Origin of the sequence: Dactylosporangium fulvum (assembly GCF_025137375.1) — a bacterium.
GTDB classification, from domain to species: Bacteria; Actinomycetota; Actinomycetes; order Mycobacteriales; family Micromonosporaceae; genus Dactylosporangium; species Dactylosporangium fulvum.
In genome coordinates this window covers 9,753,535-9,777,954 of sequence record NZ_CP073720.1, presented here as the reverse complement: position 1 = coordinate 9,777,954, position 24,420 = coordinate 9,753,535, and the positions used below count along the sequence as shown (strand labels likewise).

22 protein-coding genes are annotated in these 24,420 nt (G+C 69.0%); 18 read left to right on the top strand and 4 right to left on the bottom strand.

Annotated features, from left to right (window positions below):
- The first annotated feature begins 436 nt into the window (after nt 1-436).
- The 4 genes from Dfulv_RS45055 (at nt 437) to Dfulv_RS45040 (ending at nt 4,972) form a co-directional block, all read left to right on the top strand.
- Nucleotides 437-1,792 carry a hypothetical protein gene (locus tag Dfulv_RS45055; protein WP_259859933.1) on the top strand — a complete coding sequence of 452 codons (1,356 nt, stop codon included), beginning with the start codon at nt 437-439 and terminating at the stop codon, nt 1,790-1,792.
- Nucleotides 1,793-1,923: 131 nt separating this feature from the next.
- Nucleotides 1,924-3,069 carry a nucleotide sugar dehydrogenase gene (locus tag Dfulv_RS45050; RefSeq protein ID WP_259859932.1) on the top strand — a complete coding sequence of 382 codons (1,146 nt, stop codon included), beginning with the start codon at nt 1,924-1,926 and terminating at the stop codon, nt 3,067-3,069.
- On the top strand, nt 3,066-3,935 hold the full coding sequence (locus Dfulv_RS45045; RefSeq protein ID WP_259858428.1) for a glycosyltransferase family 2 protein: 870 nt from the start codon (nt 3,066-3,068) through the stop codon (nt 3,933-3,935). The genes Dfulv_RS45050 and Dfulv_RS45045 overlap by 4 nt, the downstream gene beginning before the upstream one ends.
- 11 nt (nt 3,936-3,946) lie before the next feature.
- Complete coding sequence (locus Dfulv_RS45040; protein WP_259859931.1) at nt 3,947-4,972, top strand: NAD-dependent epimerase/dehydratase family protein; 1,026 nt, start codon at nt 3,947-3,949, stop codon at nt 4,970-4,972.
- 75 nt (nt 4,973-5,047) lie between these two features.
- Here the strand turns inward: Dfulv_RS45040 and Dfulv_RS45035 are convergent, their stop codons facing one another.
- Nucleotides 5,048-6,346, bottom strand: coding sequence for a hypothetical protein (locus tag Dfulv_RS45035; RefSeq protein ID WP_259859930.1), 1,299 nt, complete (start codon nt 6,344-6,346; stop codon nt 5,048-5,050).
- Between the two features lie 106 nt (nt 6,347-6,452).
- Here Dfulv_RS45035 and Dfulv_RS45030 point away from each other — a divergent pair, with 106 nt between their 5' ends.
- The 6 genes from Dfulv_RS45030 to Dfulv_RS45005 all read left to right on the top strand — a co-directional run bounded on the left by Dfulv_RS45030 (nt 6,453) and on the right by Dfulv_RS45005 (nt 12,742).
- Entirely contained in the window at nt 6,453-7,046 is a 594-nt protein-coding gene (locus Dfulv_RS45030; protein WP_259859929.1) for a DUF2004 domain-containing protein, read from the top strand.
- A 636-nt stretch (nt 7,047-7,682) separates the two neighbouring features.
- The gene (locus Dfulv_RS45025) at nt 7,683-8,606 is read left to right on the top strand and encodes a TauD/TfdA dioxygenase family protein (protein ID WP_259859928.1); all 924 of its coding nucleotides are present in this window, start codon (nt 7,683-7,685) and stop codon (nt 8,604-8,606) included.
- A 25-nt stretch (nt 8,607-8,631) separates the two neighbouring features.
- Nucleotides 8,632-9,714: an ABC transporter substrate-binding protein gene (locus tag Dfulv_RS45020; RefSeq protein ID WP_259859927.1), complete on the top strand. Its 1,083-nt coding sequence runs from the start codon at nt 8,632-8,634 to the stop codon at nt 9,712-9,714.
- Nucleotides 9,715-9,721: 7 nt separating this feature from the next.
- Nucleotides 9,722-10,555: an ABC transporter ATP-binding protein gene (locus Dfulv_RS45015; protein ID WP_259859926.1), complete on the top strand. Its 834-nt coding sequence runs from the start codon at nt 9,722-9,724 to the stop codon at nt 10,553-10,555.
- Nucleotides 10,548-11,408 (top strand): ABC transporter permease, encoded by an 861-nt coding sequence (locus Dfulv_RS45010; protein WP_259859925.1) that lies wholly within the window; start codon nt 10,548-10,550, stop codon nt 11,406-11,408. The genes Dfulv_RS45015 and Dfulv_RS45010 overlap by 8 nt, the downstream gene beginning before the upstream one ends.
- Entirely contained in the window at nt 11,405-12,742 is a 1,338-nt protein-coding gene (locus Dfulv_RS45005) for an LLM class flavin-dependent oxidoreductase (protein WP_259859924.1), read from the top strand. Before Dfulv_RS45010 ends, Dfulv_RS45005 begins: the two co-directional genes overlap by 4 nt.
- A 9-nt stretch (nt 12,743-12,751) precedes the next feature.
- Here Dfulv_RS45005 and Dfulv_RS45000 read toward each other — a convergent pair whose 3' ends face one another.
- Nucleotides 12,752-13,957 (bottom strand): ROK family protein, encoded by a 1,206-nt coding sequence (locus tag Dfulv_RS45000; RefSeq protein ID WP_259859923.1) that lies wholly within the window; start codon nt 13,955-13,957, stop codon nt 12,752-12,754.
- Nucleotides 13,958-14,170: 213 nt separating this feature from the next.
- On the opposite strand from Dfulv_RS45000, the gene Dfulv_RS44995 reads away from it, so the two are divergent.
- Nucleotides 14,171-15,316 carry an epoxide hydrolase family protein gene (locus Dfulv_RS44995; RefSeq protein WP_259859922.1) on the top strand — a complete coding sequence of 382 codons (1,146 nt, stop codon included), beginning with the start codon at nt 14,171-14,173 and terminating at the stop codon, nt 15,314-15,316.
- Nucleotides 15,317-15,597: 281 nt separating this feature from the next.
- Here the strand turns inward: Dfulv_RS44995 and Dfulv_RS44990 are convergent, their stop codons facing one another.
- The gene (locus tag Dfulv_RS44990; protein ID WP_319805737.1) at nt 15,598-15,900 is read right to left on the bottom strand and encodes a helix-turn-helix transcriptional regulator; all 303 of its coding nucleotides are present in this window, start codon (nt 15,898-15,900) and stop codon (nt 15,598-15,600) included.
- Nucleotides 15,901-15,966: 66 nt separating this feature from the next.
- On the opposite strand from Dfulv_RS44990, the gene map reads away from it, so the two are divergent.
- Together map and Dfulv_RS44980 are read left to right on the top strand one after the other, a co-directional pair.
- Nucleotides 15,967-16,749, top strand: coding sequence for a type I methionyl aminopeptidase (map, locus tag Dfulv_RS44985; RefSeq protein ID WP_259859920.1), 783 nt, complete (start codon nt 15,967-15,969; stop codon nt 16,747-16,749).
- A 515-nt stretch (nt 16,750-17,264) separates the two neighbouring features.
- Complete coding sequence (locus tag Dfulv_RS44980; protein ID WP_259859919.1) at nt 17,265-17,606, top strand: hypothetical protein; 342 nt, start codon at nt 17,265-17,267, stop codon at nt 17,604-17,606.
- Between the two features lie 64 nt (nt 17,607-17,670).
- Here the strand turns inward: Dfulv_RS44980 and Dfulv_RS44975 are convergent, their stop codons facing one another.
- Nucleotides 17,671-17,820: a hypothetical protein gene (locus Dfulv_RS44975; RefSeq protein WP_259859918.1), complete on the bottom strand. Its 150-nt coding sequence runs from the start codon at nt 17,818-17,820 to the stop codon at nt 17,671-17,673.
- A gap of 59 nt (nt 17,821-17,879) precedes the next feature.
- On the opposite strand from Dfulv_RS44975, the gene Dfulv_RS44970 reads away from it, so the two are divergent.
- The 5 genes from Dfulv_RS44970 to Dfulv_RS44950 all read left to right on the top strand — a co-directional run bounded on the left by Dfulv_RS44970 (nt 17,880) and on the right by Dfulv_RS44950 (nt 24,374).
- Nucleotides 17,880-18,935, top strand: a complete 1,056-nt coding sequence (locus tag Dfulv_RS44970) for a FecCD family ABC transporter permease (protein WP_259859917.1) — start codon at nt 17,880-17,882, stop codon at nt 18,933-18,935.
- Entirely contained in the window at nt 18,932-20,005 is a 1,074-nt protein-coding gene (locus Dfulv_RS44965) for a FecCD family ABC transporter permease (RefSeq protein ID WP_259859916.1), read from the top strand. The genes Dfulv_RS44970 and Dfulv_RS44965 overlap by 4 nt, the downstream gene beginning before the upstream one ends.
- Nucleotides 19,984-20,820: an ABC transporter ATP-binding protein gene (locus Dfulv_RS44960; protein ID WP_259859915.1), complete on the top strand. Its 837-nt coding sequence runs from the start codon at nt 19,984-19,986 to the stop codon at nt 20,818-20,820. The genes Dfulv_RS44965 and Dfulv_RS44960 overlap by 22 nt, the downstream gene beginning before the upstream one ends.
- 159 nt (nt 20,821-20,979) lie before the next feature.
- The gene (locus Dfulv_RS44955; RefSeq protein ID WP_259859914.1) at nt 20,980-22,665 is read left to right on the top strand and encodes an ABC transporter transmembrane domain-containing protein; all 1,686 of its coding nucleotides are present in this window, start codon (nt 20,980-20,982) and stop codon (nt 22,663-22,665) included.
- Nucleotides 22,662-24,374, top strand: a complete 1,713-nt coding sequence (locus Dfulv_RS44950; protein WP_259859913.1) for an ABC transporter ATP-binding protein — start codon at nt 22,662-22,664, stop codon at nt 24,372-24,374. Before Dfulv_RS44955 ends, Dfulv_RS44950 begins: the two co-directional genes overlap by 4 nt.
- Nucleotides 24,375-24,420: the final 46 nt, after the last annotated feature.

Genomic DNA, 24,420 nt, shown 5'->3' with positions numbered 1-24,420 from the left:
GCCATGCGCAGGCGGGCGGACCGCTGCCATCACGGACGCTGGTCGCTTCTACCTCGACCACGGTCACTACCCGCCGGCCGAACGATCCGCGCGGCCAGCACGGGCCAGGCGTGCTGCTCCCGCCGACAAGGACGACACCACACGTGCCCTGTCAGCAGAGGCCATTGAAGGAGTGCGCGATGGCCGCTTCCCACCTACGCCATCAGACTGAAGAGTGCGCGATTTCAACCGTTTCCGTGGACGCGATCTGTCGATCGAACCCCGCTTTTTCTGACTCGCGGCAAGCGGCCGGACGCGAGGCTGGTGGCCGCTCGTCGCTTCGCGTCGATGGCTGCCCGACTCGCTGAGGTTGATCGCCGGGCTGAGGGATTAGGATCGGCGCGGTCGTCGAGCATGACGCAACCTGCCCAGCCCTGCCGCGGTTAAGGAAGCAACAGTGACAGCCAGCGCCACCGAGTCAAAAGAGCAACTCGATGCCATTCCCCCTGCCGGTGGCCGCATTTCGATCCTGCTTGCGACGACTTTCCCGGCACCGGCCCCCTCCACGCCGACTCGCTGGTGGCTGGCCGTGCTCGCCGCTGTCGCAGCCGTGGCTGGCTCGCTGGGCCGGGTCGGCGGACATGGGCCGTTCGACACGGTGTGGATCGAAGACGCCGTGCTGTTTCTCGACCAGGCGATCAACGAGTCGTGGAAAGACACCGTCTTTCGTCCGCACAACGGCTACTGGCACATCGGCCCCCGGACGCTGACCGAGGTGGCGGATCTGTTCCCGCTGGCGTATGTGCCGGCGGTGATGACGATTCTCGCCGCGATCATGCTGTCCTGCTTCGCGTTCGTGGCGTACTACGGCAGTAGGGCGTTCTTCGAAAACAAATGGCTTCGACTCATGATCGCGGCGTCCGTACTGCTCGTCCCGGTCGGGCAGAGTCAGATGCAGGTGGATCTGGCGACGCTGCACTTTCCGGGCCTATACGCGATGTTTTGGCTCTGTTTCTGGCGACCCGTCACGCGCGCAGGCAAGATCGCCGCACCGCTGATCACCACATATCTTGTCTTCAGCAGCATCCTCAACGTGTTGTTCGCACCGCTGCTGCTGCTGCGGCTGGTGGCGGTGCGGGACTGGGCAACCCGGCTCATCGCGCTCGCATATGCGGCCGGTATGACGCTCCAACTCGGCGGGGTCGTCACCGGCTACAACCAACGCGTATCCGGGGAGCCGAACTACAACCCGATCTTGCTGCTCAGCGAATATGTGCGCGTCGCGATGCCACGCGCCTTCTTCGGCGAATACTGGGCCGGCTACAACACCATCCGTCCGCATTGGACATGGGTGGTCGCCGCCGTTCTTGTCGTGCTGGCCGTGTTGTGGGTCGCAGTACGGGGCTTGAGTCGTCCGGCGTGGCCGCTCGCGGCAGTGGCGCTGGTTTTGAGCGTGGTCAACTTCGCTACGCAGGTGGGCTCGATGGGCTGGATCGAGCCGCGCTACGTGGCCGTGCCGGCCCTGCTGCTGTACGTGGCTGTGCTGGCGCTGATCCGACCCCACTCCGGTACGTCGGCGTGGGCCCCCGCGGGTCGGGTCGCCACGGTCGCTGTGATCAGCTTTACGCTGCTCCTCGGCTCGGTGTTCATTACGAACTATCGCAGTGACTCGTCCCGCAGCACCGGACCTTCCTGGCAGTCCGCGATGCACGACGCCGATGTGGCCTGCAATGCCGACCCGAACCTCACGTCTCACCGGTGGGCTTACATCTGGTGGTACGTCAACTTCCCATGCAAAGACTTCCGTCCATAATTCTTCCGGGCTCGGCCCGCGCCAAGCGCCGGCATCGAATCTCGGCTTTCCTGGAGGGGCAGCGCGTGTCAGAAGTGAGTGCGTCGACTGGGTTCACCACTGATGTTGTGGTGATCGGTGGGTGCGGTCGGGTGGGGTTGCCGCTCGGTATCGCGTTGGCGTCGCGGGGCCTGCAGGTCACGTTGTATGACATCAACGCGGCGGCTGTGGCGGTGGTCAACGAGGGGCGGCTGCCTTTCGACGAGGAGGGCGCCGCCGCGCCGCTGGCGTCCTCCGTCGCCGAGGGCCGGCTGAGGGCGACCACCGACCCGGCGAGTGTCGCCTCGGCCGAGCATCTTGTTGTCATCGTGGGCACTCCGGTCGATGAGCATCTCAATCCGAATATCGCGGCGGTGCCGGCGGCGATCGAGCGGTGTGCGGAGTTTCTGCGTGACGGTCAGCTCATCGTGTTGCGCAGCACCGTTCATCCGGGTGTCACCGCGTTGACGGAGAAGCTGCTGAAGCGGCTGGGGGTGAATGCTGATGTCGCGTTCTGCCCGGAGCGTATCGCTGAGGGTAAGGCGATGACGGAGCTGTTCGAGTTGCCGCAGATTGTCGCGGCCCGTACGCCTGAGGCGACTGAGCGTGCCGAGAAGTTGTTCCGTAATCTCGCGAGTCAGATCGTGATCCTGGAGCCGGAGGAGGCGGAGCTGGCCAAGTTGTTCACGAACACTTGGCGGTATATCAAGTTCGCCGCGGCGAACCAGTTCTGGATGATGTCCAACGATTTCGGTTTGGACTTCGAGCGGATCCGGCATGCGATCCGGTTCCAGTATCCGCGGGCGGCGGACATGCCGGGTGCGGGGTTCGCGGCCGGGCCGTGTCTGTTGAAGGACACGATGCAGTTGGCGGCGTTCAACAACAACAATTTTGTGCTTGGTCACAGCGCGATGTTGATCAACGAGGGTCTGCCGTTGTATGTGGTGTCGAAGCTGCAGGAGCGGTTCGACCTGTCGGAGATGACGGTCGGTATTTTGGGTATGGCGTTCAAGGGTGGTAGTGACGACATCCGTGAGTCGTTGGCGTACAAGCTGCGCAAGGTGGTCATGTTGCGGGCGAAGGAGACGCTGTGCACGGACCCGTATGTCAAGGATGACCGGTTCGTCCCGCTCGACGAGGTCCTGCGGCGCGCTGATCTGCTGATCGTGGCGGCGCCGCATCCGCAGTACCGTGATTTGGAGACCGACATCCCGGTGGCGGACATGTGGGGCGTGACGAACAGGGGCGTGCGTATATGACCCTGGTGCCGCAGATCTCTGTGGTGATTCCGGTGTACAACGAGGGTGCGGCGATCGTGCCGTGTCTGGAGCGGATTCTGCGGGCGGTCATGATGCCGGCGGAGGTGCTTGTTGTGCACGACATGCCGGAGGACTCGACGGTGGCGTATGCGCTGGAGGTTCAGGCGCGTGACCCGCGGGTGCGTCCGGTGCTCAACACGTATGGTCGCGGCCCGGCCAACGCGATCCGGTTCGGTATCGACGTCGCCCGTGCCCCGGTCGCGGTGGTCACGATGGCGGACGGTTCCGACGATCCGCGGCAGATCGAGGATCTGGCCCGGTTGGTCGAGCGTGGTGTGGTGGTGGCTGCGGCGTCGCGGTATATGCCGGGTGGGCAGCAGGTTGGCGGGCCGCGGTTCAAGCGGTTCCTGTCTCGTACGGCGGGTCGTTCGCTGCATGTGCTGGCGCGGGTTGGTACGCGTGATGCGACCAACAGTTTCAAGGCGTATTCGACCGGTTTTGTGCGGCAGGTTGGTATCGAGTCGAAGACCGGTTTTGAGATCGGTATCGAGTTGACGGCGAAGGCGACGCGGTTGCGGTTGCCGGTGGCGGAGATCCCGACGATCTGGCTTGATCGGCAGTTGGGTGAGTCCCGGTTTGATGTCGGCCGGTTCATGCCCAGTTATCTGCGGTGGTGGCGGTTCTCGTTCGGTCGGCGGCTCACGTTGGAGCAGTTGGCGAAGCGGCCGGCGTCTTCGGCGGCCCGTGACGACGCGGCGGCCGCCCGAGCGGCCGCCCAGCAGTCCGCGCAGCAGTCCGTGCAGCAGTCCGCGGCGGAGTCCGCGGTGGAGTCTCTGTCCGGCAATCACGAAGCAGTTCAGACCTAGAAGGAGTGTTTGTGGCAAAGGTCCTGGTCACCGGCTCGGCCGGCTTCATCGGGGGGTATGTCGTCGAGGAGCTGCTGTCCCGCGGCTACCAGGTGGTCGGCTTGGACAACTACTCGAAGTACGGTCCGGTCACCCGCAGCTACGACTCCCACCCCGGTTACCGTTTCGTTGAGGGTGACGCGCGTGACGTCGACCTTGTCTCGGAGTTGCTGGACGGTTGTGAGCATTTCATCGCCGGCGCGGCGATGATCGGTGGTATCTCGTATTTCCACGCCTATGCCTACGATCTGCTCGCCACCAACGAGCGGATCATGGCGTCGTCCTGCGACGCGGCGATCAAGGCGTATCAGGCGGGCACGCTCAAGAAGATGACGTACCTGTCGTCGTCGATGGTGTTCGAGTCGACGACGCACTGGCCGTCGAAGGAGGGTGACGAGCGGCAGGTGCCGCCGCCGTTGTCGTCGTACGGGTTCCAGAAGCTCGCCGTCGAGTATTACGCGAAGGCTGCCTGGGACCAGTACAAGCTGCCCTACACGATTGTGCGGCCGTTCAACTGTGTCGGTGTCGGTGAGGGCCGGGCGTTGGGTGAGGTCGAGGTGCTCTCCGGCAACGTCAAGCTGGCGATGTCGCACGTGGTGCCCGATCTGGTGCAGAAGATCGTCAAGGGGCAGGACCCGCTGCACATCCTGGGCAGCGGCGAGCAGGTGCGCCACTACACCTACGGTGGTGACCTCGCCAAGGGCATCATCACCGCGGTGGAGCACGAGAAGGCCTTCAACGAGGACTTCAACATCTCCACCGCCGAGTCGACCACGGTGCTCGAACTGGCCGAGGTGATCTGGCGCAAGATCAAAGGCCCGGACGTGCCGTTCAGCGTCGTGTCCGACGACCCGTACGAGTACGACGTGCAGAAGCGCGTCCCGGACGTGTCGAAAGCCAAACAGATCCTCGGCTACGAGGCCACCACCTCGCTCGACAAGATGCTCGACGAGGTCATCCCATGGGTGACCGAAGCAGTCAAGGAAGGCCGGCTCTAGAACGAACCGTTGCCGAGCGCCCCGCCTCAAGGTGGGGCGCTCGGTCGTTTCGTACGGTATGACCGCAGCGCAGCGTCAGGCGATCCAGCCGCCGTTGAGGTAGTGGATCGTGATTGCGCCCTGCACGGCGAGTGCTAGGTAGAAGTAGGCATACGCGAAATGTCGCAGCTGGGCTATCCGGGCCAGCAGAATGAACGCCGGGAAGATCTCCAGCACGTGCCGGGAGGCTGACGGCAGGCGGCCGGTGGGCTCGGGCCAACCGGGGAAACTGACGATGAACAACCACTGCGTGATGCCCAGCAGTGGAACGGCCAGCAGATGCCTGGGCAGCTTCCACGGCCCGACGAGGGACAGCACCAGAAGCGCTCCCACCAGCAGCACCGCGCCTAGGTTCAGCACGTTTACCTGGTTGACGGAAATCGGCGTGTGCACGAGCCCCTGAATCGTGTGCCAGATCGATACCCATGGACCGGCGAAGTGCCGGCCCCAGTTCGCTTGGGCGTGGCTGAACAGCAGTGCGTCGCCGTAGGCGTGCTGCGTGTATGCCGCGTAGGCGACCAGCCCGGCCGGCACCAGTCCGATCGCCAGCACGTCCCAGCGGAACCGTCGCAGCTTGAACTCGTGCTGGCGCAGGTATTCGTAGGCGAACGGCACGGCGAGCAGAACCCCGGAGGCGCGGGTGCCCGAGGCCAGCGCGGCGAAAACACCGGCGACCCACCAGTGCCCGGTCCGCAGTGCGTAGAAGCAGGTGACGGAGAAGAACAGGATCAGCCCCGACGGGTACGGTGCGACCAGGAAGAACGCGGTCGGGAACGCGGCCAGCACCGCCATCGTCCGGTTCGCGGTCCGCCCGTCGAACTCATGACTGACCGTGCGGTGCAGCATGACCAGCGTGCCCAGCAGGGCGAGGCTGGAGACGACCAGCCCGGCGAAGACCGGTGGCCCGGGCACCACCCAGTCGAACCAGCGGACCAGCAGGCCGTAGAGCGGGAAGAACGCCCCGATGCGAGTGTCCTCTGGGGTGTACATCCCGTCGTAGCCGTCAGTGGCGATGATCCGGTAGAAGCCCCAGTCCCATTGCCCCCATGCGCCGACCAGCACCTTCCAGCTGGTCGGCGTGGGCTTGAGCAGATGCGCGAAGTACGTGAGCAATATCGCGTTGCACATGCACAGCAGCCATGCGGCGGTGCCGGCGAACAGCGACCCGCCGTACCAACCGAAGATGGTGGCCGGTCGGCCCGGTGTGCCGGCCGGTGGATCTGCCGGCACGACCGGGGTCTCGGATGTGTCGGTCGCCTGTGCGCGCCTAGGGGGCGGGACACTGGCGCCGGAGGCCTCACCGAGGGCGATGCTGTCGGAGGGGGGTCGCGTCACGCTGGGGAGTGTATGAGGCAGGAGGCTGCTATGTGGACCCCTGCCGGGCCCCGGCGTTGTTCTGGCTTGATATGACGCGATGGCTCGGACGCGATCAGGGTTGATCGTGACCGCTACACTGCGGAGGGATGTGGACCCGTGTCGATCCAGCTTCCGGCTCCGGGTTCTCTACAGAACGGAACGGCTGTCGGCGATGGCGAGCAGATTAACCCACGCAATTCTCGGCGACGTTGAGTTCGACCCGGAACGAGACGACAACGTCTGGGAAACCTCGATCGAATGGGCAAGTCGCACCGTCCGCGTTGACCTCTGGTTCCACGGGGCCACGATGAACTCCAGCGCGCTGACGAGCGTCGCGCGGTTCGCCGTCGACGTAGCGGGCTTCGATCAACTCGCCAGGCTGGCCATGCGAGAGGACTGGAGCCAGGAGGGCTCTGCGGTCAGGGACTACCTGGACCACCATCTCGATGATCTGGGCGCGGACGAGCGCAGCGCAGCCCTCGGCACGGAAGACGGCAGGTCCATGGATGCGGATACGTTTCTTTCCCGGATGCATCTGACTCGTATCGGGCTCTACCCGGACACAGCTGACAGCTGCGCGGTGTTTGACTACACGACCGGCAGCGAATTGACGGACAATCTGATAGCGGTGAAATTCGACGATGGTGGCAAGGTCATCGAAATCGCCATGGAGAGCTGACCGGAGTGTCCGGTTATGCCACGGAGGTCAGGTCGATGGCGCGTTGATCAAGTTCGCGCCCATGCCGATGTCTGGACGTCGTGGCATGTGAGGTCGCGGCGATCTGGCCGGCACCGATCGCTTCGCGTCTGCGGACGGCTCCGGTCACCCGATGGCATGTCACCGCGTCGCCACGAGATGCCGGCGCAGGACGCGTTCGGCGCGTACCAGGCCAACGTCGCGGTCGGGGTTCCAACCTAGGTCCGGTTCACCACCTTCACCCCGGCCCGGCTCGTGGCGATCGCCGCCGCCAACCCGCCCGTGTTCCCGCCGGGCACCGCACAGGCGAACCTGCTGAATGGTCACGGCAATCGACTTAATTTAGTTCCGTGGAAAGTTGACATGCATATCGGCGCACGGCGACGATCGATGCATGACCGGACCCGGGCGACTCTTCTCGCCCCGACACATCGCCTTCACGAGGCGGCGCGTCATCGACAACATGTTGTCGGTGTCCATGCAGTGTCGTTGATCGACGCTGCTTCTTCGGTGCGGTGATTTCCGGTCTTACCGCGCCATCTTCACAATCGTACGGCCGCATGAGGGCCGCAACGATGCCGTTCGCGTGCCCGAACGCAGATTCGAGGAGGAATCGCGATGACAACAGGCAGCCTCACCGCACTTTCCGTCCGTAAGGTCACCGCCCGTATCGGGGCCGAAATCCGCGGCGTGAACATCGGCGACGAGCTGGACGGGGAAACCGTCGCCGCGATCCGCGCCGCGCTGAACGAGCACAAGGCGCTCGTTTTCAAGGACGTCGACCTCGACGACGCCGGCCAGGAGCGTTTCGCCCGCTACTTCGGCGAGCTCACCACCGCCCACCCGACGGTGCCGTCGGAGCCGGGCGCGCCCAATGTGCTGCCGGTCGACAGCGAGCAGGGCCGGGCGAACCACTGGCACACGGACGTCACCTTCGTGGTCAGCCCGCCGCAGGTCAGCACGCTGCGCAGCATCGTGCTGCCGCCGTACGGCGGTGAGACGCTGATCGCCAACGCGGCCGCGGCCTACCGGGACCTTCCGGAGCCGCTGCGCGCGTTCGCCGAGACGCTGTGGGCGGTGCACACCAACGACTACGACTACGCGGTGCCGCCGGAGTCGCTGGACGAGGGCGCGCGGGAGCGCCGGGCGCAGTTCACCTCCATCGGCTACGAGACGGTGCACCCCGTCGTGCGCGTACATCCGCTCACCGGCGAGCGGGGGCTGTTCATCGGCGGTTTCGCGAGCCGGATCGTCGGGCTTTCCAACACCGAGTCGCGCGACATTCTCCGGCTGCTGCAGTCGTATGTCACCCGGCCCGAGAACGTGCTGCGGTGGCGGTGGTCGCCGAATGAGCTCGTCATCTTCGACAACCGCATCACCCAGCATTATGCGATCGACAACTATGACGATCTTCCGCGCCGCCTGAATCGCGTCACGGTCGCCGGCGAAATCCCGGTCGGCGTGCACGGCAAGGCGAGCTACTCCATTTCCGGCGACGCTTCGCACTACACGCCGGCCATCTCTCTCCCGGCCGTCGCGTGACGGCCGACACGAACAGGACACGGACATGAGCATGCTCGTACGTCTACGAAACGAACGGGGCCGGCCCGCGGCCGGGGCGCTGGCGGTCCTCGCCGTCGCGGCGGCGGCCGCGCTGTCGGCTTGCGGCTCGGCCAAGGCCAGCGGTAGCGAGCCCGATGCCTCGGGCGTCACCACCCTGCGGTACCAGGGCTGGGCCAACCAGGTCACGCTGCCGGAGGTGGCCGAGCACCTCGGCTACTTCGACGGCAAGATCAAGCTCAAGTGGGTCGGCAACACCATCAGCGGGCCCCAGGACATCCAGTCCGCGGCCACCGGCGAGACCGAGTTCGGGGGCGCCTTCGGCGGCGCCGTGGAGAAGCTCGTCAGCTCCGGCGCCGGCATCAAGGCGGTGATCAACTACTACGGCAGCGACGCCAAGGAGTTCACCGGGTACTACGTGCTGGACGGCAGCCCGCTCAAGGAGCCCAGGGAACTGGTCGGCAAGAAGGTCGGCGTGAACACCCTCGGCGGACAGAACGAGGCCGACATCTTCAACGTGCTGCACAAGGCCGGGCTGTCCCCGGCCGACATCAAGAAGGTCGAGCTGGTGACGCTGCCGCCGCCGAACGCCGAGGACGCGCTGCGCAAGGGCCAGATCGACGCGGTCGCGCTCTCCGGGCAGTTCCGGCAGCGGGCCGAGGCGGCCGGCGGGGTGCGGACGCTGTTCACCCACAAGGACCTGTACGGGCCGGTCAACGGTGGGCAGTACGTGTTCCGCAACGACTTCATCAAGAAGAACCCGGCGGCGGTGCGCGCCTTCGTCGACGGCGTCGGCAAGGCGATCGAGTGGGAGCGCACGACGCCGCGCGACGAGGTCGTCGCCACCTTCACGAAGATCGTCGAGGCGCGGGCGCGGACCAACGAGTCGACGGCGTCGCTGAAGTACTGGCAGAGCGTCGGCGTGCCGTCGCACTACGGCTACATCGTCGACGGCGACTTCGCGCTGTGGCAGGACTGGCTGATCACCACCGGGTCGGTGAAGCAGGCCCCGAAGCCGTCGGACCTCTACACCAACGAGTTCAACCCGAACGCGACCTCGCCCGCGCTGCCGGCCGGGGCGAAGGGGTGAGCGGGTGATGGCCGACAACACCGAGATCAGGATCAGGAACATCACCAAGACGTTCCCCGCCCGCAACTCGGGCGCGTTGACGGCCTTGGAGAACATCAGCCTCGACATCACCGCCGGGGAGTTCCTCGCGCTGGTCGGCCCGAGCGGGTGCGGCAAGTCCACGCTGCTGGACCTGATCGCCGGGCTGACCAGCCCGACCTCCGGCGAGCTGACCATCGGCGGGCGGCCCGTCACCGGCCCCGGCCTGGACCGCGGCGTGGTCTTCCAGCAGTACGCCCTGTTCCCGTGGCGGACCGCGCAGGCCAACGTCGAGTTCGGCCTCGAGGTCAAGGGCGTGCCCCGCCGGCGGCGGGCCGAGCGGGCCCGGGAGATGCTGGCGCTCGTCGGGCTGACGGCCTTCGCCGACCGGTACCCGCACGAGCTCTCCGGCGGCATGCGCCAGCGGGTGGCCATCGCCCGCAGCCTGGCGTACGAGCCCGAGGTCCTGCTGATGGACGAGCCCTATGCGGCGCTGGACGCGCAGACACGGGAGGCGCTGCAGGAGGACCTGCTGTCGATCTGGCGGCGCACCGGCACCACGGTGCTGTTCATCACGCACAGCATCGAAGAGGCGGTGTACCTGGGCCAGCGGGTCGCGGTGATGACCGCACGGCCGGGAAGGATCAAGCGCATCGTGGACATCGAGCTGCCGGACAGCGGCGGCGGCGACCCCCGCTCGACGCCGGAGTTCGTCCGCTACCGCCGCGAGATCTGGGAGCTGCTGCACGACGAGGTGCGCAAGGCCTTCGAGACGCAGGGTTCGGGCTACGTGGCGGGCGAGGCGGTGGCCGCCGGTGTCTGAGACCACGATCGCGGTCATCGACCAGCCGGCCGGCCGCGCGGGGACGCCGGACGGCGGCGCACCTGGCCTTCCGGCGCGAGCGCGAGCATCGTTGCGTGTGGCGCGGCTGCTCGGCTCCGGCGTGCGGCGGATCGTCGCCATCGCCGCCTTCCTCGCGCTGTGGCAGGTCGCGCCGACGGTCGGCTGGGTCGACCGGGCGTTCCTGTCACCGCTGAGCGAGGTGCTGGACACCTGGTGGGGGCTCGCGGTCGACGGCGACCTGTGGACCAACATCTGGGCCAGCCTGCACCGCTCGCTGGCCGGCTTCGCGATCGCCATCTCGATCGCGGTGCCGCTGGGGCTGCTCATCGCCTGGTACCGCGCGGTGGCCGGGGTCCTCTCGCCGCTGCTGGCCATCTTCCTCAACACGGCGGCGGTGGCCCTGCTGCCCGTCTTCACCCTGATCCTCGGCATCGGCGACACGTCGAAGATCGCGATCATCGCCTACGCCTGCTTCTGGCCGGTGCTGTACAACACGATCAGCGGCGCCCGCGACGTCGACCCGCTGCTGATCAAGTCGGCCCGCTCGCTCGGGCTGCCGCACATCAAGCTCTTCGCCAAGGTGATCGTCCCGGCGGCGCTGCCGACGATCTTCACCGGCATCCGGCTCGCCGGCGCGGCCTCCATGCTCGTGCTGATCACCACCGAGTACGTGGGTGCGAAGGCCGGCCTCGGCTACATGATCATTTCCGCGCAGTTCAACTTCCAGATCCCCGAGATGTACGCCGGCATCCTCACCGTGTCGATCATCGGCGTCGCGTTCAACTACCTGTTGCTGTTCATCGAGTCGAAGGTACTGAGGTGGCGAGCATGACCGGTCGGCAACTGCATCTCAACGCGTTCCTGATGAGCTCGGGGCATCACGAGGCGGCGTGGCGGCTGCCCGAGAGCGACCCCTACGCCGACGTTGACGTGCAGCACTGGATCCGCCTGGCCCAGATCGCCGAGCGCGGCAAGCTCGACTCGCTGTTCCTGGCCGACGGCCCCGCGCTGTGGCAGGGCATCGAGTTCCGCCCGGCCGGCCAGCTGGAGCCCACGATCCTGCTGACGATCCTCGCGGCCGCGACGAGCCGGATCGGGCTGATCGCCACCGCCTCGACGACGTACAACGAGCCGTACAACCTGGCCCGCCGCTTCGCCTCTCTGGACCACGTCAGCGGCGGCCGCGCGGGCTGGAACATCGTCACCACGGCCGGGCGGGACGCCGCGCGCAACTTCGGCCTCGGCGACCGCCCGGACCACCTCGACCGGTACCGCCGGGCGACCGAGTTCGTGGAGGTCTCCCGCAAGCTGTGGGACTCCTGGGACGACGACGCCCGGCTGGCCGACAAGGCCCGCGGCCGCTACATCGACCCGGCCAAGGTGCACGCCATCGGCCACCGCGGCGACTACTACAAGGTCGAGGGCGCGCTGAACGTGCCGCGCCCGCCGCAGGGCCACCCGCTGCTCGTGCAGGCCGGCTCCTCGCACGACGGCAAGGACTTCGCCGCCCGCTACGCCGACGCGGTCTTCACCGCGCAGCAGACGATCGCCGACGCCCAGCAGTTCTACGCGGATCTGAAGGCGCGGGCGGCCGCATTGGGCCGGGATCCGGCCGCGGTCAAGATCCTGCCGGGCATCGTGCCGATCCTCGGCTCGACCGAGGCGGAGGCGCAGCGTAAGGCCCAGGAGCTCGAGGACCTGATCGTGCCGGAGTTCGGGCTCGGGCAGCTCTCGGAGATTCTGGAGGTGCCGGTCGCCCGGCTGGTCCTGGACGAGCAGCTGCCGGACGACATCCCGGACAGCGCCTCGATCGAGGGCGCGCAGAGCCGGTCCAGCCTGATCGTGAACCTGGCGCGGCGCGAGCGACTGACCGTGCGCCAGCTCATCGGACGGCTGGGCGGCGGCCGCGGTCACTGGACATTCATCGGTACCCCGGAGCAGACCGCCGACGTGCTGCAGGAATGGTTCGACAACGGCGCGGCCGACGGCTTCAACGTGATGGGCGCGGCCCTGCCGTCGGGGCTGGAGAACTTCGTCGACCAGGTCGTGCCGATCCTGCGCGAGCGCGGCCTGTTCCGCACCGAGTACGAGGGCACCACGCTGCGCGAGCACTACGGGTTGGCCCGCCCGCCGAGCCGGTACGAGACCTCGGCCCGCACCGCCTGAGCCGTCCGGTCAGGACGCCTCCTCGAAAGCCATCACGGTGAACGGATCGGTGTAGAGGGCGTCGAGCATGACCGCGCCGCCGGCCATCGCCAGCGGCGCATGCATGAAGCTCGACATCAGCACGGTCCGGTCGGGGTCGGTGACCGTCGCGCTGTGCCTGGCGACCTGCTCGCGCAGGATCGCCAGGCAGTCGGGCAGCCGGGCCAGGCCGGGCTCGACCAGGAGTACCAACTCCGGATGCAACAGGTCCGCGATCGGCGCGATGGCCCGTCCGACCACCTCGGCCCGCCAGCGGAAGAGCTCGCGGGCGGCCGGGTCGCCCGCGACCGCGACATCAACGAGCTCGAAGACCGACCGCTCGGCGATCAGCCCCGCCTGGTGCGCGCGGCGCACCAGGCGGCGCTCCGACACCGTCGCCTGCAGGCAACCGACGCGGCCGCACGAGCAGGGCTCGGTGCTGCCGGCGACGGGCAGGTGTGCGATGCTGCCGGCCTGGAAGCGGGGCCCATGGTGGACCTGCTCGCCGAGCGCGAAGGCGGCGTCGACGACGTTGCCGATGAAGACCGCGAGCACGCTCTCCCGCGAGCGGGGATGGCCGAACAGCTGCTCGGCGCGCACCAGCGCCCGGGAGTGCGAGTCGACCAGCGCCGGCACCCCGAACCGGCGGGCGAAGATGGCGCCGACCGGAACCTGGCGCCAGCCGAGCATCGGGTGCTCGACGATCGTGCCGTGGTCGCGGTCGACCCAGCCGCCGGTCGCGATCCCGATGCCCAGCAGCCGGTCGCCGTGCGGATGCTCGTACAGCAGGCGTGCCAGCGCGTCGGCGCTGCGCTCGATGATGCGGTCCGCGCCGGCGTCGCCGTGCGGGATCATGCGCTCGACCAGCACGCGCCCGCGGATGTCGAGCAGCGCGACGGTGGCGTGCGGGATGGCGTAGTGGATGCCGGCGACGATGCCCACCGAGGTGTCCAGGTCGACCGGAAGGAACGGCCGCCCCATCCCGTTCGCGGCCGTGGCCTCGGGCAGCTCGGTCAGCAGGCCGAGCGACAGCAGTTCGGCGGTGTGGCCGGTCACCGACGCCGGCGACAGGCCCGTGAGCCGCGCCATCGTGCTGCGGGGCAGCGGACCGTGCTCCAGGACGACGCGCAGGAGCGATCCGATGCTGACCGCGCGGCGCCGCTGCGGGCGTGATGAGGCTCGCGACAGTACGAACATGGAGTATATCCTACTTCGCCGATAGGGTAGATATGTTAAATCTGCGTCGTGAGATTGCGGACCTGGGGGAGCCGACTGTCACGGTCGTGCCGGCGGTGGCCGGCATCACCGACAGCGAGTTCGGCACGCCGTCGAGCGGCAGCGCAAGACCCGGCAGACGGACGTTTCGTTGTTGGACAAACCCTGCCGCTTTCATCCCGTACCGTAGCGATCGTGACCGAGCCGTTCACGGCGAGCGCCGGACCCGCCGTCCTCGACGACCTTCGCGCGCGGCTGCGGGCGACGCGGTGGCCGGACGCGCCCGAGGACGCAGGCTGGTCGCAGGGCGTCGACGTGGCGTACCTGCGCGAGCTCGCCGCCTACTGGGCCGACGGCTTCGACTGGCCGGCGCAGGAGGCGGCGCTGAACCGGCTGCCCCGCTACCGGACCACGCTCGGCGGGCACCGCGTCCACTTCGTCCACGCCCACGCCAACGCGCCGGCCGGAACGGCGCTGCCGCTGATCCTGAGCCACGGCTGGCCCGACTCCTTCTGGCGGTACACCAAAGTCATCTCGCTGCTGACGGACCCCGGCGCGCACGGAGGAGACCCCGCTGACGCCTTCGACGTCGTCGTGCCGGACATGCCCGGCTACGGCTACTCCGACCGGCCCGTCGGGACGCCGCCGGACACCATCGCGGTCGCCGGGCTGTGGGCCGAGCTCATGCGCCGCCTCGGCTACGAGCGCTTCGGTGCGGCCGGCGGCGACATCGGCAGCGGGGTGAGCCGCTACCTCGCCCTCGATCACCCCGGCCGGGTCGTAGCCGTGCACCGCATGGATGCGGGCCTGCCCGTCTACCTCGGCGACCGCGCCGACCTCACGCCTGAGGAGCGCGACTTTCTCGACGGCGCCGCTGGCTGGGCCGCCGCCGAGGGCGCCTATGCCGCCATGCACCGCACCAAGCCGCAGACCGCCGCCGTCGGGCTCAACGACTCGCCGGCCGGGCTCGCCGCCTGGATCGTGGAGAAGCTGCGCGCGTGGAGCGACTGCGGCGGCGACGTCGAACGCGCCTTCACCCGCGACGAGATCCTCACCAACGTCACCATCTACTGGCTCACCGGCACGATCGGGTCGGCGATGCGGATGTACCGCGTGAACGGCACCATCCCACCCGCGCAGCACGCCCGCCGGGTCGAGGTGCCGTCGGGCTTCTCGCTGTTTCCCGCCGACCTCGTGCGGCCGCCCCGGGCCTGGCTCGATCGGATCGCCAATACCGTGCGGGTGAGCGAGCCCGCAGGCGGCGGGCACTTCGCCCCGTTCGAGCAGCCGCAGGTGTACGCCGAGGAACTGCGCGAGTTCTTCCGGCCCTACCGTCCCTAGGGAGGCTTGAGTCAATGCAGGCCCGCCTGGCCTGCGAGAACGGCAACGCCTAATGGCACGCCGCCACTTCATCGTGCCCGCCGTCGTTTCGGTGTCTGCAGGAAGTCGATCCAGAACGACGGCATCGCGGCGGTGTGGTCCGCGGTCTGGAACAGGCCGGGGATCTGGTCGTCTGCCTGGCCGGCGTGGCACCGGTCGCGGATGTCCTTGCCGGTCGGTGCTTGGACGCCTGGCCGGTGGCCACGGCAAGCGCAACTGCAACGGAGCTGCGGGGTCGAGACTTACGAGGCCAACCGCTCACTTGCGGTGCGACCTGATCTTGCGAGTTCGGCCCCGCCGTCTGACTGGTTGATCTCTGACCACACTGCATCGAGGGAAAGGCCGAGGACGTCGGCGATCGCAGCGATGGTCGGGAAGGCGGGGGTGGCTACCCGGCCGGACTCGATCTTCCGAAGGGTCTCCGGTGAGACACCTGCGTCCAGCGCGGTGCTGAACATCGATCTCTCCCCCCTGGCGCGTCGCAGGAGGGCGCCGAGGCGCTGTCCGCGTTCGACCTCTGCGGGGCTGAGCGGCAATCTGACCATGGCTCCGATTCTAATACCGGGATAATATGGCCGGGATACTTATTGGTCGCGCGAGGAAGGCGCTGCATGATCGAGATCCTGAACCCCACCGACCTGCTGCGTGCGAAGGACGCCGGCGCCCTGGTCGCCGACATACTGCAGACACTGAAGAGCCGCAGCACGGTCGGCACAAACCTCTTGGACATCAACCTGTGGGCCCACAGCATGATCACCGAGGCCGGGGCGCAGTCCTGCTATGTCGACTATGAGCCGTCCTTCGGACGCGGGCCGTTCGGCCACTACATCTGCACGTCAGTCAACGACGCCGTGCTCCACGGACTGCCGTACGACTACACGCTTGCCAACGGCGACCTGCTGACGCTCGACCTCGCTGTCTCCAAAGGCGGAGTTGTCGCCGACTCCGCCGTCAGCTTCATTGTGGGCGACGTAAGGCCCCCGGAGAGCGTTGCGATGATCAACGCGACCGAGCGCGCATTGAGCGCAGGGATAGCCGCGGCCGGCCCCGGAGCTCGCATCGGTGACATCTCCCATGCCATCGGCTCGGTCCTCAGCGAGGCGGGATATCTGATCAACACCGAGTTCGGCGGTCATGGCGTCGGATCGACGATGCATCAGGACCCGCACGTCTCAAACACGGGGCGGCCCGGTCGCGGATACAGGCTGCGCCCTGGGCTGCTGCTGGCATTGGAGCCATGGGTCATGGCGGACACCGCCAAGCTCGTCACCGATGCCGATGGCTGGACACTCCGAAGCGCGACAGGCTGCCGGACAGCGCACAGTGAGCACACGATCGCTATCACCAACGACGGAGCCGAAATTCTCACCTTGCCGAAGCAGGCGCAACCGTGAGGTGACAGCCATCCGCGTTCCCGCTCCCAGCAGCGAAGAACAAATGACGCGGCCCGAAGATGGATACGCCTTCGTGCACCGTCATCGGACGACCGCTCCCGCGTCGCCTACGCAGAGATCCACGACGACAAGACGCCATCCGGCACGGTGACTTGGCGGCCGCCCTCGGAAACCATGCGACAGCCACGTGATCATCCGTTACCGTTTCCGCCAGATGGGTGCCCGGTGCGAAGACCTCGGTTACTTCTCATCCACGGGTCGCAGGTTCAACTCCTGCCCTCACCTCGCCGGACAACCGGTGCGGGAGAGGTAGCTCAGCTGGCAGAGCAGCGGAATCAACACCGGCGTCGACCTGACCTCGGGCACCCACCGAAGACCCGAACTGCCGCAACCGTTCAGTGCTGGGTCCCCGACCGCCCCAATACCGCGCTTCGTGCGCAAGGCGAAGCTCCCCGCCGTGCCGCCTCCGCCCGCTTTTGTGCGGTTGGCGGAGGCGGCGTGTCCTGGGCCGCCCGATGCTGATCCGCCGCATCGGGGCTCACCTGCCGGATCACCTGGTCGGCGGCCGGAGGTGCGGGCCGGAACCGCACCAGGTACCGCTCCGGGGAGCCGTGCGCCGCGTCCCCGTCTGCGTCATCATCGAATCCGTCCTTGCTGTCGAATCCGAACCCGCCCGGGCTGCGGAACCGGGTCAGGCACCGGCCTTGCGGGCATCGGCCATCCAGCTCACCGCACCGGCAGGCCCGTTGAACACCCAATGCAAGGTGTACACCAACGCGGTCGACGCCGACGGTGCGGTCTACCCGGACCGCAAGCAGGGCGGCATTTCGGCGACCGTACAGGTGGTCGAGGGCTGAACCCGGAACGACGGCCCGCCACGACCCCGGTCCCGTGGCGGGCCGTCGCTGTCCCGCGGCGACGTCATGGCCGGGTGGTACCCCAGTCGTAGGGGCCGGTCTGGTCGTTGCTGGACGGGAAGCCGTACTGCGTGCGGACCGCGGGTGGCGAGTAGGCGACACGGGTTGGCGGGCAGCCGATCTTGTCCGGGCCCGGCGGCGCGCTTAGGTTCATCAGGTAAGGCTTACCTACTCTGAGGTGCACGGTTCGGCGGGCGGAAGGCGCGAGGCGACATGCGTGAGGCCGCGACGACGCCGGAACCGACACCCGTGGTGGCAGTGCGGGCGCACAGCGTGCTGGGCGTGCGCCTCGCCGGGTTCGCCGCCGCCGTCGCGGTGCTCGTTCTCGTCGTGCTGGTGAGCCTCGCGGTCGGGGTCAAGTCGATTCCGCTCGGTACCGTGCTCGACGCGGTGCTGCACGGGCGCGGTGGCGGGGACCGCGACGTGATCGTCGACCTGCGACTGCCGCGCACGCTGCTCGGTGTGGCCGCCGGCGCCGCACTCGCCGCCGCCGGGGTGCTCATGCAGGCACTGACCCGCAACCCGCTCGCCGATCCGGGCATCCTCGGCGTGAACGCGGGCGCGGCGTTCGCGGTGGTGGTGTCGATCTGGATCTGGCGGTTCGCCGATTTCACCGCGTACGTCTGGTTCGCCTTCGCCGGGGCCGGGATCGCCTCCATACTGGTGTACCTGCTCGGCTCGCGCGGGCGGTCCGGTGCCACGCCCGTGCGGCTTGCGCTGGCCGGTACCGCGGTCAGCGCCGTGCTCGGCGCACTGATCTCGTTCATCACGCTGCTCGAACCGAAGGTCTTCGACCAGTTCCGGTTCTGGGGCGTCGGCTCGCTGACCGGGGCCGACCGCGGGGTCGTCTGGCAGGTGCTGCCGTTCCTGGCCGCCGGGTCGCTGCTGGCGCTCGGGCTCTCCGGCGCGCTCAACGCCCTCGCGCTCGGCGACGAGACGGCTCGGGGGCTGGGCAGCCGGATCGGGCGCACGCGGGTCCTCGGCGCCGTGGCGGTCACGCTGCTGTGCGGCGCCGCGACCGCCGCAGTCGGGCCGATCGCGTTCGTGGGGCTCACGGTGCCGCATATCGCCCGTGCTGTCACGGGGCCCGATCACCGGTGGGTGACGCCGTACTCCCTGGTGCTGGGCCCCATCCTGCTGCTGGGCGGCGACATCGTCGGCCGCCTCGTGGCCCGGCCCGCCGAGGTGCAGGCCGGCATCGTCACCGCCTTCGTCGGAGCGCCCGTCTTCATCGCCCTCGTCCGCCGCCGCCGGGTGCGGGAGCTGTGAGCCGGCCCGCCGTCGCCGAACGGCCCGTCGTCTCCGGCCGGGTGCTGCGTTCCTCCGCCGACCGGCTGTCGGTGCGCTGGCACCCGCGCACCGTGCTGGTCTGCGCGCTGCTGCTGGGTGCTGTCGTGGTCCTGGCCGCGCTCAGCCTGACCAGCGGCGCCTATCCGGTGCCGCTGGGCCGGGTCGTGGCGACGCTGTCCGGCCACGGTACTCGGATCGAGGAATTCATCATCGTCAAGCTGCGGCTGCCGCGCCTGACCGCCGCCGTGCTGGTCGGCTGGGCGCTCGGCATGAGCGGCGCCGTCTTCCAGGGGCTGACCCGCAACCCGCTGGGCAGCCCGGACATCGTCGGCTTCACCAGCGGTGCGGCCTGCGGCGCGGTCCTGGAGATCCTGTTCGGGCGCGGCGGCGCGGGCGAGGTCGCCCTCGCGGCCGTCGGCGGAGGCCTGGTCGTCGCGGCGGTCGTCACGCTGCTGTCGACCAAGCAGCGCAGGATCACCGGCTACCGGCTGATCCTGGTCGGCATCGGTATCGCCGCGATGCTCCAGTCGCTGACCACGTACCTGCTCACCCGAGCCACCCTCTACGACGCGCAGAACGCTGCCGTCTGGCTGATCGGCAGCCTCAACGCCGTCGGCTGGGGCACCGTCGCGCCGTTGGCGATCGCGCTGGCCGTGCTCGCGCCCATGGCGATCCTGGCCGGCCGGGCGCTGGGGTGGCTCGCGGTGGGCGACGAGGCCGCCAAGGGGCTCGGGCTGCCGGTCGAGCGCAGCCGGTACCTGCTGATCTTCACCGCCACCGCCCTGGCCGCGGTCGCCGTGGCGGCCGCCGGGCCGATCACGTTTGTCGCGCTGGCCGCGCCGCAGCTGTGCCGGCCGCTGACCCGCAGCTCGGGCGCGCAGATCGTGCCGGCCGGCGCGATGGGCGCCGCGCTGCTGCTGGGTGCCGACTTCGCGGCGCAGCGGATCGTGCCCACCAGCCAGCTGCCCGTCGGTGTGCTGACCGGCGTCGTCGGCGGGCTGTACCTGTGCTGGCTGCTGGCCCACGAATGGAAGACCGGACGCTCATGAACCCGCCGGACCGGCTGCACGCCGAGGATCTCACGCTCGCCTACGACGAGCGGGTCATCAGCACCGCCCTCGACGTGGTCATCCCCGACCGTTCTTTCACCGTCATCGTCGGCGGCAACGGGTGCGGCAAGTCGACGCTGCTGCGCGCGCTGTCCCGCATGATCAAGCCGGCCCGCGGGGCCGCGTACCTCGACGGCCGGGACATCACCCGGATGCCGTCCAAGCAGCTGGCCCGCAAGCTCGGGCTGCTGCCGCAGTCGCCGATCGCCCCGGACGGCATCACCGTCGCCGATCTCGTCGCGCGGGGCCGCTATCCGCACCAGGGGCTGCTGCGGCAGTGGTCGCGCGACGACGAGCGGATCGTGACCGAGGCGATGATCGCCACTGAAGTGCGCGACCTCGCCGACCGCTTCATCGATGAGCTCTCCGGTGGGCAGCGCCAGCGCGTCTGGGTGGCGATGGCCCTGGCCCAGCAGACCGACATCCTGCTGCTGGACGAGCCGATCACGTTTCTCGACATCGCCTACCAGATCGAAGTGCTCGACCTCTGCGCCGACCTGCACGAGAACCGGGGGTACACGATCGTGGCGGTCCTGCACGACCTCAACCACGCCTGCCGGTACGCCACGCATCTCATCGCCATGCGCGACGGCGCCATCGTCGCCCAGGGTCCACCGGCCGACATCGTCACGCCCGAGTTGGTCGAGAAGGTCTTCGGCCTGCCGTGCGAGATCATCACCGACCCGCAGAGCGGCACGCCGCTCATCGTTCCGATCCATCGACGCAATCGAATGAATGGTGTCGATCCCCTGTAACCGTGGAGGACTCCGTTCTGCGGCTCGAGCCTCCAGTGCTTCGGCCATTGATCGTTCGTAGTCGATAGGATAGGCGAACACCCGGGTCTGCCCGGATGGCGGGCCATGCGGCGAATAAGCGGTTCGGGCCCGGCACGCTCATGGGACATGATGGGCGGCATGCGGACACGGGGGCCAGGACGATACCTGGGGTGGCTGGCGTGGCGGCAGAAACGACGGATCGCCCTCGGTGGGCTGTGGAGTTCGCTCTGGATGATCAGCCTGGCTGTCACGCCGTACCTGATCTCCCAGGCCATCGACCGCGGCCTGCGCCCGCGGCAGGTCGGACCGCTGGTTGTCTGGGCCGGCGCCGTTTTTGTGGTGGGCGTGGCCAACGCCGTGCTCGGCATCCTCCGGCACCGGACCATGACCAAGATCCGGCTGGACGGCGCATTGCGCACGGCTGACGCGGTCATGGCCCACGCGGTCGAGCTGGGTGCCGCGCTACCCCGCCGGATCACCGCGGGTGAGGTGGTCACCATCGGTATCGGGGACGTGTGGCTGGTCGCGCGGGCGCTGACCGTGACCGGGCCGGGAGTGGGTGCGATCGTCGCGTACGCGGTGGTCATGACCCTGCTGGTGCAGGTGTCCGGGATGATCGCGCTCGTGGTGGCGGGCGGCGTGGCGGTCCTCGGGGTGGTGCTCGGGCCGCTGCTGAATCGGCTGAACACCGCCGGCGGCGAGTACCGGGAGCGGCAGGGCCGGCTGGCCGCCCGGCTGGTCGACGTGCTCGGCGGTCTGCGCATCCTCAACGGTCTCGGCGGCAAAGAGGTCCACCTGCGCCGGTACGCCGCCGAGTCGGACGCCGTCCGGGCCGGGGGCTACCGGATGGGCGGGGCACTGAGCTGGATCAACGCGCTGGGCGACGGCCTGCCGATGGTCTTCCTGGGCGGGGTGACCTGGCTGGCCGCGCGGCTGACGGTCCGCGGCGATCTCACCGTCGGTGAACTGGTCGCGGTCTACGGGTACGTGGCGATCCTGATCGTGCCCACCTGGATGCTGATCTTCAGCGCTGGAGACGTCAGCCGCGGGGTGATCGCTGCCCGGCGGATCATCGCGTTTCTGCGGTTGCCGGTCGAGGAACCGGGCGACGGCGTGGCCCCGGGCGGCCCGGCGGTCCTGCGCGACCCGGTGTCCGGCGTGGTCGCCGAGCCGGGCCGGCTGACCGTGCTGGCCTCGGCCCGCCCCGAGGACACGGCCGCGATCATCGACCGGCTCGGCCGGTACTGCGAAACCGCCGCCACCTGGGGTCCCCACCGGATCGCCGAGGTGGCCAAACCGCTGGTGCGCGAGCGGATTCTGGTCGCCGACCACGAGGCCGACCTGTTCGCCGGGCCGCTGCGTGACGTGGTCGCGGGCGACACGAGGGCCGGCGACGACGCGGTCCAGCGCGCGATCACGGCCGCGGCGGCGACCGACGTCGCCGGGCTCGACCACCACATCGAACGCGACGGCCGCAACCTCTCCGGCGGCCAGCGGCAACGGGTCCGGCTCGCCCGGGCGCTGCTCGCCGACCCGGAGATGCTGCTCGCGGCCGAGCCGACCTCGGCGGTGGACGCGCACACCGAGGCGGCCATCGCCGAGCGGCTGACCGCGGCCCGGGCCGGGCGCGGCACACTGCTGGCCACCACGTCGCCCGTGCTGCTGGACCGGGCCGACGTCGTGCTCTACCTGGTCGACGGCCGGGTGGTCGCGTCCGGGACGCATCGTGGTCTGCTGGAACGCGAGCCCGGGTACCGCGACCTGGTCAGCCGTACGTTCAGCACGGACGACGAGGCCCTCATCGCGGCCGACGAGGCGCGGTGAGTACCGACACCCTGCCGGTCGCGGACACCCGTCAGGTGGTCCGGGCGGCGGGCCGGCTCATCGCCGCGGACAAAGGCGCCGTCGCCGTCACGGTCCTGCTCAACGTGCTGGCCGCGGCGGCCGCTCTGGGCGCGCCGTACCTGCTGGGCCGGATCATCGACGCGGTCACCGGACCCCGGGTCGCCGGCGCCCCGATCGACGCGCTGGCCGCGGCCGTGCTGCTGTGCGCGCTGGCCCACATGATGCTCGCGCGCTGGGCGTTGCTGCTCGGGTACCGGTTCGGCGAGCGCACCGCGGCCCGCATCCGGACCGGTTTCCTGTCCCGCGCGATGAACTTGCCCGCCTCGACGGTCGAACGGGTGCGGCCGGGCGATCTGGCCGCCCGTGGCACGACCGATGTGGACGCCGTCGCCGGCACCCTGCGCGACGTGCTGCCGGGTGTCTTCGTGGCCGGCACGCAGGTGCTGTTTCTGGTCGGTGCGGTGCTTGTGCTCGACCCGCTGCTGGGCGTGGCCGGGCTGCTCGGGCTGTCCGGCATCGTGCTCGTCGGCCGCTGGTACCTGCGCCGGGCCCGCAGCGCATACCTGGAGGAGGGCGCGGCCAACTCGGACCTGGCCGAGGAACTGGCCGCGACCACTGCCGGGGCGCGCACCATCGAGGCCTTCCGCCTGTACCGGTCCCGGCTGACCGTGGGCCGCGCCGCGATCGCGCGGACCAAACGCAGCCGGCTGGCCACCCTGCGGCTGCGGTCGGTGTACTTCCCGGTGGCCGAGGGCTCGTACAACATCCCGGTCGTGCTCGTGCTGCTGATCGGCGGCCTGCTCTACCTCGACGGCCGGATCACGTTGGGCACCGTCGTCGCGGCCATCCTGTACCTGCGGCAGCTGATCGGGCCGATGGACACCATCCTGATCTGGCTGGAGCAGTTGCAGAGCAGCAGCGCGTCGTTCGCCCGGGTTGAGGGGCTGGCCGCTGTGCCGCCCGCCCCGGCGACGGCCGCGGCCGCCCCGGCAAGCGACCGCATCGAGGTGACCGGCGTCCGCTACGCGTACCCCGGCGGCCCGGACGTGCTGCACGACGTGCATCTCACCGTCCAGCCCGGCGAACGGCTGGCGATCGTCGGCCTCTCCGGGGCCGGCAAGTCCACCCTGGGCCGGTTGCTGGCCGGAGTACACCGTCCACACACCGGCACGGTGACGGTGGGCGGCGTCGCGGTGGCCGACCTGCCGCCGGACCTGCTGCGCCGCCAAGTGGTACTGGTGACACAGGAACACCACGTCTTCCGCGAGACGCTACGGGACAACCTCATGGTGGCGGCGCCGGACGACCGAATGCGCGAGGCACTGCGCACGGTCGGCGCGGACTGGGCCAGCGACCTGGACACCGACCTGGGCGAGCACCCACCGACCGGCGCCCAGGCCCAGCAATTGGCGCTGGCCCGGGTGCTGCTGGCCGACCCGCACACCGTGATCCTGGACGAGGCGACCGCACTGCTCGACCCCCGGGCGGCCCGCGCGGCGGAACGGGCGCTGGCCGCCGTGCTGCACAACCGCACAGTGATCGCCATCGCCCACCGCCTGCAGACGGCCCATGATGCGGACCGGATCGCGGTGATGGACGCGGGCCGGATCATCGAGTTGGGCACCCACGACGACCTGATCACGCGGCACGGCCCGTACGCCGCCCTCTGGCGCCAGTGGCACGGCTGATTTTCTCATCGTGGCCCGGGCGGAAGACGGACATGCCGAATGGACG

What these genes read in the sequence shown, in the direction of transcription:
- Dfulv_RS45045 (WP_259858428.1), top strand. Translation starts at nt 3,066, where the DNA reads ATGACCCTGGTGCCGCAGATCTCTGTGGTGATTCCGGTGTACAACGAG.
- Dfulv_RS45025 (WP_259859928.1), top strand. Translation starts at nt 7,683, where the DNA reads ATGACAACAGGCAGCCTCACCGCACTTTCCGTCCGTAAGGTCACCGCC.
- Dfulv_RS45020 (WP_259859927.1), top strand. Translation starts at nt 8,632, where the DNA reads ATGAGCATGCTCGTACGTCTACGAAACGAACGGGGCCGGCCCGCGGCC.
- Dfulv_RS45015 (WP_259859926.1), top strand. Translation starts at nt 9,722, where the DNA reads ATGGCCGACAACACCGAGATCAGGATCAGGAACATCACCAAGACGTTC.
- Dfulv_RS45005 (WP_259859924.1), top strand. Translation starts at nt 11,405, where the DNA reads ATGACCGGTCGGCAACTGCATCTCAACGCGTTCCTGATGAGCTCGGGG.
- Dfulv_RS45000 (WP_259859923.1), bottom strand. Translation starts at nt 13,957, where the DNA reads ATGTTCGTACTGTCGCGAGCCTCATCACGCCCGCAGCGGCGCCGCGCG.
- Dfulv_RS44990 (WP_319805737.1), bottom strand. Translation starts at nt 15,900, where the DNA reads ATGGTCAGATTGCCGCTCAGCCCCGCAGAGGTCGAACGCGGACAGCGC.
- map (WP_259859920.1), top strand. Translation starts at nt 15,967, where the DNA reads ATGATCGAGATCCTGAACCCCACCGACCTGCTGCGTGCGAAGGACGCC.
- Dfulv_RS44980 (WP_259859919.1), top strand. Translation starts at nt 17,265, where the DNA reads ATGCTGATCCGCCGCATCGGGGCTCACCTGCCGGATCACCTGGTCGGC.
- Dfulv_RS44975 (WP_259859918.1), bottom strand. Translation starts at nt 17,820, where the DNA reads ATGAACCTAAGCGCGCCGCCGGGCCCGGACAAGATCGGCTGCCCGCCA.
- Dfulv_RS44970 (WP_259859917.1), top strand. Translation starts at nt 17,880, where the DNA reads ATGCGTGAGGCCGCGACGACGCCGGAACCGACACCCGTGGTGGCAGTG.
- Dfulv_RS44960 (WP_259859915.1), top strand. Translation starts at nt 19,984, where the DNA reads ATGGAAGACCGGACGCTCATGAACCCGCCGGACCGGCTGCACGCCGAG.
- Dfulv_RS44955 (WP_259859914.1), top strand. Translation starts at nt 20,980, where the DNA reads ATGCGGACACGGGGGCCAGGACGATACCTGGGGTGGCTGGCGTGGCGG.